At 64.2% G+C, this 6,142-nt stretch carries 9 protein-coding genes; 4 read left to right on the forward strand and 5 right to left on the reverse strand.

Features of this window, described 5'->3' with window-relative positions:
* Positions 1-5: 5 nt before the first annotated feature.
* Complete coding sequence (gene gspG / locus JFT66_RS29185; RefSeq protein WP_034120003.1) at positions 6-455, reverse strand: type II secretion system major pseudopilin GspG; 450 nt, start codon at positions 453-455, stop codon at positions 6-8.
* Positions 456-604: 149 nt separating this feature from the next.
* Here gspG and gspI point away from each other — a divergent pair, with 149 nt between their 5' ends.
* Complete coding sequence (gene gspI, locus JFT66_RS29190; RefSeq protein ID WP_153838390.1) at positions 605-970, forward strand: type II secretion system minor pseudopilin GspI; 366 nt, start codon at positions 605-607, stop codon at positions 968-970.
* On the opposite strand, the gene JFT66_RS29195 is transcribed toward gspI, so the two are convergent.
* Positions 957-1,388: a type II secretion system protein N gene (locus tag JFT66_RS29195; protein WP_198860589.1), complete on the reverse strand. Its 432-nt coding sequence runs from the start codon at positions 1,386-1,388 to the stop codon at positions 957-959. The genes gspI and JFT66_RS29195 overlap by 14 nt on opposite strands.
* 93 nt (positions 1,389-1,481) lie before the next feature.
* On the opposite strand from JFT66_RS29195, the gene gspH reads away from it, so the two are divergent.
* Both gspH and JFT66_RS29205 read left to right on the forward strand, forming a co-directional pair.
* Complete coding sequence (gene gspH / locus JFT66_RS29200; RefSeq protein WP_198860590.1) at positions 1,482-1,934, forward strand: type II secretion system minor pseudopilin GspH; 453 nt, start codon at positions 1,482-1,484, stop codon at positions 1,932-1,934.
* Positions 1,931-2,542, forward strand: a complete 612-nt coding sequence (locus JFT66_RS29205; protein ID WP_198860591.1) for a PulJ/GspJ family protein — start codon at positions 1,931-1,933, stop codon at positions 2,540-2,542. Before gspH ends, JFT66_RS29205 begins: the two co-directional genes overlap by 4 nt.
* A 76-nt stretch (positions 2,543-2,618) precedes the next feature.
* On the opposite strand, the gene JFT66_RS29210 is transcribed toward JFT66_RS29205, so the two are convergent.
* Genes JFT66_RS29210 through JFT66_RS29220 form a run of 3 tightly spaced genes read right to left on the reverse strand, consistent with a single transcriptional unit; the run spans position 2,619 to position 4,760 of the window.
* Positions 2,619-3,545: a FecR family protein gene (locus tag JFT66_RS29210; protein ID WP_198860592.1), complete on the reverse strand. Its 927-nt coding sequence runs from the start codon at positions 3,543-3,545 to the stop codon at positions 2,619-2,621.
* A gap of 37 nt (positions 3,546-3,582) precedes the next feature.
* Positions 3,583-4,128 (reverse strand): RNA polymerase sigma factor, encoded by a 546-nt coding sequence (locus JFT66_RS29215; protein WP_034120010.1) that lies wholly within the window; start codon positions 4,126-4,128, stop codon positions 3,583-3,585.
* On the reverse strand, positions 4,125-4,760 hold the full coding sequence (locus tag JFT66_RS29220) for a secretin and TonB N-terminal domain-containing protein (protein WP_233097221.1): 636 nt from the start codon (positions 4,758-4,760) through the stop codon (positions 4,125-4,127). The genes JFT66_RS29215 and JFT66_RS29220 overlap by 4 nt, the downstream gene beginning before the upstream one ends.
* Before the next feature lie 226 nt (positions 4,761-4,986).
* Between JFT66_RS29220 and JFT66_RS29225 the strand changes: the two genes are divergently transcribed.
* Positions 4,987-5,298 (forward strand): hypothetical protein, encoded by a 312-nt coding sequence (locus tag JFT66_RS29225; protein ID WP_198860594.1) that lies wholly within the window; start codon positions 4,987-4,989, stop codon positions 5,296-5,298.
* Positions 5,299-6,142 lie beyond the last annotated feature (844 nt).

Genomic DNA, 6,142 nt, shown 5'->3' on the forward strand with positions numbered 1-6,142 from the left:
GCGCCTTACAACTGCCAGGAGCCGATATCGGCATTCACGCCGTCGCCATCCGGTTGGCCATCGGCGCCCAGGGAGAACACGTCCACTTCACCATTGGCGCCTGGGTTTAGGTAGTGATACGGGTTGCCCCACGGGTCGTTGGGCAGGCGTTCGAGGTAGGCGCGCCAGTTGCTGTTCTTGGCATCTGCAGGGCGCTCCACCAACACCTTGAGCCCCTGGTTCATGCTCGGGTAAGTGCCGTGGTCGAGGCGATAGAGTTTCAGCGCCTGCATCAACCCGCCGATGTCCTGCTTGGCGGCGGTGGCCCGGGCCTGGTCCGGGCGGTCGAGCACCTTGGGCACCACCATCGCGGCCAGGATCCCGAGGATGACCACCACCACCATGATCTCGATCAGGGTGAAACCACGTTGGCCGCGAGGGCCTGGCAATGGGGACGTTAGGGGCGCGATATCCATCTCGACATTCCTTGGCTGGGGGTGCATTTCGTGGCGCAGTGTTGCAAGAACATATGTCAGTCGTATTGAAAATCCTCGGGAGCTTTAGTCGCCGTTCGGTCAACTGCCGCGGCTAGTCTGCAGGCCTGTGCCCAGGCTTTGAGAGCGCCATGTACCACCGTCGCAAGGAGCAAGGCTTTACCCTGATCGAAGTGCTGGTAGCGCTGGCGATCATCGCCGTAGCCATGGCCGCCGCCGTGCGCGTGGCCGGCGTGATGACCTCGGGCAACGGCCTGCTGCGCGACAAAGCCATGGCCTTGCTGGCAGCGCAAAGCCGCCTGGCGGAGTTGCGCCTGGGTGGGCGCATCAAGGCTGGCCGGCAGACTTTCGAGTGCGACCAGGGCCGGCTGAAATTGCGCTGCGAACAAACCGTCAACACCGATGGGCGGTTGTTCCAGGTTAGCGTGCAGGTGCTCGACGCCAGCCGCGACGCGCCACCCCTGGCGCGCCTGGAAACCCGGGTCATGGGCGAGTGAGCAGCGGCAAGGGTGGCGCGTCCGGCAACTTGTCGAGGTGCACGCGCAGCGTCTCGCCAGCGCGCTCGATCTCCACGCCATCGCCCTCGATAGCCGTCAAACGCACGCCGGGGCCGAGACGCTCACCGAGCAGGAAGCTGCGGGGTGGGCCGTCATTGAGGCTGAGGATCGCCACCGCGCCGCGCGCGCCGGCCAGCACCCCCGAAACCTTGACCTGCAAGGTCGTCGGCGCACTGGCAAACCACTGCAACGCCGGGTTGTCACTGCGCGCCGCCAATGCCTGGGGGGTAGCCTGGGGTGTGTGGGACTCGGTGGACGTCAGCAACAGCGGCGTCCACACCGCGACGCCGGCCAAAGCCGCCAACAACGCGACGAGCTGCACGCCGTGGGCCGGTGAAAAACGCTGGGCAAATGCCATGGGCAGGACCTCCTGTTTGTCCGTTGCGCCAGCCTACACACTAATTCCAACTTTTTTATTGCACATCCTCACCAACTTTCCAGGGAGCGACCGATGAAACAGCACGGCTTCACCCTGATCGAGCTGATGGTGGTGCTGGTGATCATCGGCATCGCCAGCGCCGCCATCAGCCTGACCATCAGGCCCGACCCGCTGCACCTGTTGCGCAAAGATGCCGAACGCCTCAGCCAGGTACTGCAAGTGGCCCAGGCCGAAGCCCGCGCCGACGGCCGCCCGATCACCTGGCGTGCCGACGCCAAGGGCTTTCGTTTCAACCGCCCGAGCGACGATGGCATGGGCGTCGAGGCGTTCCAGGGCGACAATCAACTACGCCCGCGCCTGTGGGAAAGCACACCGATGCAGGTCAGCATCGAACCGCGGCAAACCCTGGTACTCGACGCCGAATGGATCAGCCCGCCGTTGCGGGTGGTGCTGTCCGACGGCCAGCACCGCCTCGACCTGCAACGCGATGCCGCCGGCCTGCTGCGCGTGGTGAGCCCGCCATGAAGCCATCCCAGCAAGGCTTCACGCTGATTGAAGTGATGGTGGCGATCATGCTCATGGCGCTGGTCAGCCTGATCGCCTGGCGCGGCCTCGACAGCGTGACCCGCGCCGACCAACACCTGCAGGCCAGCACCGAACAGACCGAAGCCCTGCTACGGGTGTTGAACCAGTTGCAACGCGATCTGAGCCTGCGCGCCAGCGTCGAACTGAACGCGCCCAATACCGCCCAGGAACAGGCCGACAAAGCCGCTGGTCTGGCGGCCGTCACCGTGCGCAGCTCCGACAGCAAAGGCTTTCGTCTGGACGTCATTCGCAGCGCCCCCGTCGCCGGCGACGGCTTGCAACGGGTGCGCTGGTGGCTCAAGGGTGACTCCCTCTACCGCGCCGCCGCCGCGCCACGGCAACGCTATCCGCTGCCAGCGGCCAAAGATGGCGTGGTGGTGTTGACCGGCGTCAGTGACTTGCAGGTACGCGTGTGGGAAGCAGACGAGGGCTGGCGCCAGTTAAGCGGCAACCGCCAGGAAGAACCGCTGGGGTTGGAGTTCAGCCTGGTCAGGCAAACGCCCCAAGGGGTGGAGCAATATCGGCAGGTGGTGGGACCGTTGAAATAGCGGCCCGCCCTGTAGGCGCGCACCCGGCAAACCTCGGGAAAACCAGCTATTCAGGCACCTGTCCATTAGCCGCGGCCTAACTCAACAACACCACCCCACCCGGCAACTCCGTGCACTTGGCTCCATACGCATCGCGGATCAACAACGCCACCCCGGCCAACTGCTGCAAACTGAAGCGCGCCTGCACACGGCGCTGGCCCAGTTCCTTGTTGAGCAGCACCAGCATTCCCGGGCGATAGCGGTTGATTTCATCCACCACCGTCGCCAGGGTCGCGTTGTTGAACACCAGCACCTGCTCGCGCCAGGCCACGACCGCCTGGGTGTCCACGGCAATCGCGGCGTCCATGCCGGCGGCGCCGTAGGTCAGTTGTCGACCACTGCCCAGGCTCGCGCTGCTGCCGGCGGCGTCCACCGACAGCGAGCCTTCGATGCAGGTCACGCATACGCTGTCGCCGGTGTGGCGCACGTTGAAGCGGGCCTGGGCCGCACTTATCCAGCCTGGGCCGGCCTGGACCTTGAGGGGCTGGGCCAGGTGGGTGACCACTTCGACTTCGCCTTCGAGCAGTTCAATGCCCTGCTCCACACGGCTGATGCGCGTCTGGGTGTTGAGTTCCAGGCTGACGCCGTCGCTCAACTGGACCTGCCGTTGCTCGCCGACTTCGGTGCGATAGTCGGCGGTGAGGCCGGCAAAACCGCCGGGGACACCGACGCGCACCATGACTACAGCCACGGACGCGGCGATGGCGCCACCGAGGAACGCGCGCCGACCAAAATGACGCGGCCGGTTCAGTTGCTCAACCGCCGGTGACAGTTGCTGCCACAGTGCCTTGGCCTGCTCGAACGCCTGGGCATGCTCGGGGCTCAGGGCGCACCAGGCGCGCAGGGCCTTGGCATCGGCCACAGTGGCACGGCCCGAGGTCAGCAACACCAGCCAGTCGCGGGCTTCGTCGTGCAAGGGGCTGGCGGGGGTTGCCCGAGCGGTGGAAAGGCTAAAAATATTCAAGCGCGCTGGTACTCACGGATTTATCAGGGACTCAACACTAAGACGGTTTTCCGGCCCCGGGACCGAACCGCTGAATCACTTTTCTTTCGAGGCGCTGGGCGCAGTGGCCGAGGGCAGCCTTGATTTCTTTCTCGACCATACGCGTGGAAATGCCGAAGCGCTGGGAGATTTCCAGGTGCGGCGCCTCCTCCAGGCGTGCGGCAATCAGGATCTTGCGCCGGCGCGCCGGCAGCTCGTAGAGGGCCTTGACCAGGGACTGGATCTCGCGCTGGCCGCCTACCACCCGTGACGGGTCCTGGGTTTCGTCGGCGCTTTGCAGCAGTTCTTCGATTTCGCTGCCGGTGAGCAGGCGGGCGTCAGCCTGGCGTCGGTCGGCGGCGATGTTCAGGGCCATGCGATACAAGTAGGCATTGGGTTGTTGCAGGTTGGGCGGCACGTCCATGCGGTCGACACGCAGGTAGGTTTCGTGCAGCACATCATTGGCCAGGTCTTCGGACCCCAGGCGCTTGCGCAAACGCACCTTGAAGTCCTCGTAGGAGGCCAGGAACAGGCTGACCATGGGGCTATGCCCGGTGTTTTTCATGCCCCCGTGGCTCCGTTCCCTGCTGTGCATTCCATGCGCATTCCTGTGGTGTCGGGCATCAAAAGCAAGGTCACCGGCTGGCGCAGCGAACTCGGCGCCGGGCGTTCTACCCGTGCCGCGCCCAGGCTGCGCACCAGGGCCTCATCGCGTTGTTCATCGCCGGTGGAACTGACCAGCCGGCTGTGTTCGATCAGCCCTTGCGGGTTGACCCATACCTGCACCAGCGCACGAAAACTGCCGGGGCGGGTCAATGGCGAACGGCACAGGCTGGCCTCGACCGCTTGCTGCACGGCCGTGGCGTAACTGTGGTTGAGTCGCGCCGTACTGCGCGCCGACGCCCCACCGGTCACAGGCGCCTGGCTGACCTGCGGCACCTGCAAGGTAAACGCATCATCACGCGCATAACGAGCCATCAGACCGCTCCCCGTCAACAACACCGCCAGTGCCTGTTGCGCTGTAAAATGCCCCCGCACACCGATGGAACGCCGGCCGCGCGTCAACTCACGATCGACCAGCACCGCCATGCCGGTGGCGTGGCTGTAGGCGTGCAGTGCGGGCTCCAGCGCTTGCGCCGGCAGGTCCAGGGTGAGCAGCTCAGGTTCAGCCTGGGCGGGTTCAAACCCACTCAGCATCAACAGCAAGGCCAGGGCGCCAGCGACCCACCTCCAGTCCCCTTGCTCACCTCCCGCTCTGCCTCGCTGCACGGTCGACGTGTCCTTGAAAACCGTCATCCTGAGGCCAGTTTATGAACCTGATGTTACGGTGATAGCAAAAAAAACATCACGATGACGACGAGCCCGCTGCACTACACTTTGCTCGGCTAACGGCCCTCCTTGACGGGCCGGCCAGGAGGCCTCGATGAAGCGTATTTCACTACTTGCCAGCCTAGGGCTGTGCGTCGCCCTGCCCTTGCTCGCCCATGCCGACACTGCGGCCACCGGCTGCACGGAGGTCACGGTGGATGGCTATAAAGCGCCCGATTACGGCTGCTTGAGTCAGCAGATGGGCAGCGATTCGGACGCGGCCAAGGCCAGCCGGAAAAACCGTGAGGCACAGAACGTTCCGGTGCAAAAGCGCCCGCCCCACCAGGTGGGTCTGGCCACGCCGGCGGCGACGGGTACGCGCATGGGGAATACGTTTGGGGTGTCGGTTAAGCCGCAGCGGCCTTGAGCGGGTAGGCGGCCGGGTGAATCACGCGGGCCGGGGTTGACTGGGTACATATCCGTTATTTGGGTAACGGCTGCTTATGGTTCCGCTCTTACAGCGGCTCACTTTTGAACAGCGCAAAAGTAAGCAAAACGCTCTTGCCCCACCACTCGGCACCTCGCCTAGGCTCGGTGTGCTCGTAATCCGACATTGATTTGGGGGGCCGCCGCCACGCGCCATCCATGGCGCGGGGCGGCTAAACCGGCATCCCTGCCGGTTTACCCCCCAAATCAATGTCGAATTCCGGCCAGCGTGGTTTAACGGGGCGCCTGAGATCAAAATCTAAAGCACAGCGAGGCGGCCTTATAGCCGACCTGATCGATGCTGCGTGCGCGTACCCCTGTGGGAGCGGGCTTGCTCGCGAAAGCGGTGGGTCAGTCAACCTCACTGTTTACTGGACCGACGCTTTCGCGAGCAAGCCCGCTCCCACATTTGATCTTCGCTGCCTTGAGCATTTCGTTCGCTTAACTGATCGGCTCCCACAGAAAAGCAGAAGCGCCGCCAGCGTATCCACGATGCGAAGCGAGTCGCTTTTGATCTGGCTTTTGATCTCAAGCGCCCCGTTAAACCACGCTGGCCGAACGCAGGCTTGAATCCGTGGGTAACCCGGCAGGACGCCGGGTTAGCCGCACTGGGCCATGGATGGCCCATTGCGGCGGCCCACGGATTCAAGCCTTCGTTCGGGCACACCGAGCCTAGGCGAGGTGCCGAGTGGTGGGGCGTGTACGGGACAACCACATGGGTTACACAAAAGTGCATTCACATAGGTAACACTTTGAGTGAAATATAGCCGTCCTTGTCTGCATTC

It is taken from the genome of Pseudomonas sp. MF6755 (assembly GCF_016405635.1).
GTDB lineage: Bacteria > Pseudomonadota > Gammaproteobacteria > Pseudomonadales > Pseudomonadaceae > Aquipseudomonas > Aquipseudomonas haemolytica.